This window comes from Geobacter sp., from assembly GCF_030834625.1.
GTDB lineage: Bacteria > Desulfobacterota > Desulfuromonadia > Geobacterales > Geobacteraceae > Geobacter.
In genome coordinates this window covers 1-3,973 of sequence record NZ_JAUQXO010000005.1, presented here as the reverse complement: position 1 = coordinate 3,973, position 3,973 = coordinate 1, and the positions used below count along the sequence as shown (strand labels likewise).

The window sequence follows — 3,973 nt, the reverse complement described above, 5'->3', positions numbered from 1 at the left end:
TCGAAATCTTTCTTGCCCTTCATCATAATGCTTAACCCAACTATTACCGTAACGGCACTAAGCATGCTGCTATAGCGAATAATTCCAATTCCAATTATCAGAATTGCAAGTCCTAATATTACGTAGTTCATATTCTTATTTTCCACCCACCCAACGTGCGGCTTCAGGGGCCGGCGCGTAGCGACGGTCCCCTGGAAGTGTGAGTTATGTGAACCTTTTGACTAGCGAAGTTGACCAATTACGACACCATATCTTGGAGTTTCTGAATCACTGAATAAGTGAACTTCAGCAATAAGCAAGCCTGCGCTTATGTCACTATGGAAAGTCACACGGTGCAGGTGTCCTTCAATTTTTTTGATTGGGTCAGGCAAGGTGCCTACCCACATCCCTATGTCATCCTTCTCACCCAATATTGCTGGTAAAACAGGAACATCACCTTTTATGCGAGCCAGTGCATTATCTGCGACAGCCATAGAATAAGCAATTTTAGCCAGTACACGGGCAAAAGCTACTGGTTGAAGTGACTGATTAAGGCTTATGCTTGTTGCTCCATAATTTTTCCCGACCTCTTCTGGTGATGGACCAAATGAAATAGTTGCTACACCAGTTACCCGTATTCCATTGGTGTACCCGTCAGGCTCAAGAAAGGCCGGGGGTGGAAAAATAGGAAAATGCAGCAGAATAGGATATTCTTCGATCGGTAACTCTATTACTTCTTCCTTATGATTGCGTTCAATTGTAATAGGAAAATGGGAAGGAGCATCGCGATGCTTTGTTCTCGAATGCAGGGACCTAAACACGCGTACTGGCCAAAATGGGCCTCTGAGCACCAATTGTTCTTGCTGGCCGGTTATACGGGCACAATGAGAGCAAGAGGCTTTTGGCAAAACGGCTGTTCCGCTGAGGCCAAGGGGAAGTATGTGCTCCTTTTGCAGACTCATAGTACTGCCACAGTAGATACAATGACCCACTGGTTCATAGATCATATCGTTAATAATATGTACTAAATCTGTATCAATGGACATAACGTCAGGCTTCAGGGGCCGGCGCGAAGCGACGGTCACCTGGAAGTACCCGTTGGACGACCATCGTCATTTTACTGAAGTGCCGTCCTGTCCAGAGCATGGGTCATGCTTGACAGTTAACCGGATGAGTTTATGTAGAATTGCAGCTCCAAGGGCATAAGGTGCGACATATGCGAATGAGCAGTAAACGCGATACCAACTGCCGAGGTCGTCGGCTTTTCCTGAATGCTGGAGTTGAAAAATTTTGAGGAACCCAAGAGGAAATCCTATAAAGAGAACAAATATGAAAATCTTCCACGTTTGTATTCTTATGATTTTTGAATAGGTTCTGTTCATTCTATCAATTCTCTTCAGTATCCAACGTCAGGCTTCAGGGGCCGGCGCGTAGAGCCGGTCCCCTGGAAGTGCCCGTTAGGTAACTGCCTTCCTGTCAAATGTGCGGCTCTGACGCCTCAGATGACCTCTAACGATTGAGTTAACCCATGGGTTAGGTTGGGTTCTTGAATGACGCTGGATGTTGAAGGTCATCGGCTGTTTTGGCCAGCTCGGTTGTGATTGCCGCCAACTCGCCATAGGTCAGTGAGTAAGCATAGGTATGGAAGCCGGTGTTCGATAGCCACATAGGAATGGTGTGATTGTCATCATGCTTCTGCGCCTTTATTACCCCGCCCCAATGCTTGATAGCGTTCGCAATGTCGTAGGCGCGTTGCTCTTCAGACCCATCGCCAGCGTCAAATGCATTCATGCCCACGCTCTTGGCATAGAGATCAATAAATATCTGCAAATTCAAGAAGCAGGATTCCCACAGAAAGACAGCCGAGAAGTAGTGGCGGAGGGCCGGATTATGGAGGGTGCTTCTCTCTAAGTATATCAGCGTGGCGTCTCGAGCTTGATGATAGAGTGAAAACTGAGCTTGCGCGCGACTCAACATGTTTATCGCATACTGCCTCCAGGTGCCCGCAAACCCGACACCAAAGGCGCTGTTGAGGAAGTGATTCGAAAGCCAGTGCTCCGCCTGCGCAAATGCAGGCCGGAGGTCTGGAATCACCGCATTGGTGAAGTCTGCTATACCAGGTGCGATGTAGCGGTTGATCAGATTTGGATTGAACTGGGCCATGAGCAACCTAACGTCTTAGGGGATGACCGGCGGCGGGAACGCGTCAGCTTCATCGACGCGTTTTCGTCCGTCCGCGTCCATCCCCGGGTTGAGCTTTAGCCCGGCGGTGTAGCTGGGCTATGGGGTTTTCTCGGTGTTCATTCTTCCGGATTGACGGGCTGTTTGCCGGTCATGGTTTTGTTGCTGCAGAGCAGGGCGACTCTTTTTGCCTTTTTTGGGGTTCTTTATGGTCTTTATTAGCCTTTTTGCCTTTTCCTGTCTTTTCTACCGACTTCAGGACAGACTACTCCATTATCAGGCAATGCCAGTGACCCGCCTCGTTGGTTACGCGGCCTCCGGCAGCGGAACCTTCCTGTGCCCATCCCGAAAATCAGGACGGAACACCTCCCGCGTGATCATTCTTGCTCCGCACACCGGGCACCGGCTCGGGTCCTTGTCGCCGAACTTCGCCACGCACTCCTGCCAGCCGAGAAATTCCGGTTCCTCTACCGGCCCCTGGCCGAGTAACTCCCGGCAGCGGTTCAGGTCCGCCCGGCGGCTGCCGGCGAAGATGCCATACGAACGCACTACTTTCTGCCCCGGTTCCGGTACGTGCATCAGCACCCGGCGTACGAAATCATGAAGCGACAGCTCCATCTCTTTCCGTTTGCCGCCGTCGTCACGGTAATCCTTGTACCGGAACCGCACTGTCTCTCCGTCCCATGACACTATCCGCCGGTTCGAGATCGATCCGCCCCGCATGTACCGCCCGAGATACGTCAACACGCCCCTGGCGTGCGCGTAGCGCTCCCGGATGCAGACGTTCCACTTCTTGCGCCCCAGCTTGTTCAGCAGATTCAGCGACTGTTGCAACCGCTCCCCCGTCGGCACGGCCAGCTTGCCGCTCTCAAGCCCCTGCCGCACCATGGCAATGAACTTCCCCCGGAACAGATCCCGCGCCACCCGGCCGGGCAGGAGAAATCCGTTCTTCACGGCGCGCCACGCGCCGTCGGGCGTAAGCCCGCCGCCGGTCACCAGGCAATGTACATGGGGATGCAGCCCCTGCATCTGCCCCCATGTGTGCAGCGCGATCGTCATGCCGGGCTCCGCACCAAGGTACTTCGGGTCGCCCAAAAGCTCAAAAACCGTGTCGCGCGCAGCGCGAAACAGGATGTCTGTCATCGACCGCACGTTGGCAAGCCACAGACGGTCCAGCGCGTTGTCCACGGTGATAATGACATGGTAGTAGTCGCAGTCCAGCACCCGCGCCTTCTGCCGGTCCAGCCATCGCTCGATGGAGGTGTAGTTGCACATTGGGCAGGAGCGATGCTTACAGGAGTTGTACCAGTGCCGGTCCCCGTGCCCCTCAGGGCACGCCTGAACGTGTCCCCCGAGCGCTGCCGTCCGGCAGAGAGTGATCCGTTGCGCCGCACGCCACATATGCGGGGGAAGCGAAGCACCGCCGAATCCGGTTTTCAAGCCGTACTCCATGATCTGCTGAAGGCTCACTTTATAATACCTAAAAGTGACATAACATCCTGATTTTATTGATCATTTGCTCAACGTTAAGTAGGCACCGCTACTACATCCAGTAGCCGTTACCAAATACAGGTTTCTGGTTTCTATATCTGGGCGCCTGGTTCATGGATGTATGAACTACATACCCAGTTCTTCATCGATGATCCTATTCTCCAAGCCCATCTGAAGAATTTTGCGGTACGAAAGCATCCAGGCCCTTTTTTCGGCATTCCAGAAGCCGCCGGCGGCTTTGATCTGTTCGCGCAGTTCTGTTTCACCATACCCGACCTCGATGGGCGCACGCCTGTCGGGCTGGATGGTTACGCCAGGCATC

Annotated in this window: 3 protein-coding genes and 1 pseudogene; all 4 read right to left on the bottom strand. The window is 52.9% G+C overall.

The annotated features are described in order from the left end of the window. Positions 1-221 precede the first annotated feature (221 nt). Complete coding sequence (locus RCH91_RS00185) at positions 222-1,025, bottom strand: hypothetical protein (RefSeq protein ID WP_306532488.1); 804 nt, start codon at positions 1,023-1,025, stop codon at positions 222-224. A 487-nt stretch (positions 1,026-1,512) separates the two neighbouring features. After that, the gene (locus RCH91_RS00180) at positions 1,513-2,142 is read right to left on the bottom strand and encodes a hypothetical protein (RefSeq protein WP_306532487.1); all 630 of its coding nucleotides are present in this window, start codon (positions 2,140-2,142) and stop codon (positions 1,513-1,515) included. 324 nt (positions 2,143-2,466) lie between these two features. After that, positions 2,467-3,600, bottom strand: coding sequence for an IS91 family transposase (locus RCH91_RS00175; protein WP_306532486.1), 1,134 nt, complete (start codon positions 3,598-3,600; stop codon positions 2,467-2,469). A gap of 177 nt (positions 3,601-3,777) precedes the next feature. Further along, positions 3,778-3,973, bottom strand: a pseudogene (locus RCH91_RS00170) (hypothetical protein); the annotation flags it as partial.

Excerpts from the sequence above, each read along its gene's own strand:
- RCH91_RS00185 (WP_306532488.1), bottom strand. The coding sequence starts at position 1,025 with ATGTCCATTGATACAGATTTAGTACATATTATTAACGATATGATCTAT.
- RCH91_RS00180 (WP_306532487.1), bottom strand. The coding sequence starts at position 2,142 with ATGGCCCAGTTCAATCCAAATCTGATCAACCGCTACATCGCACCTGGT.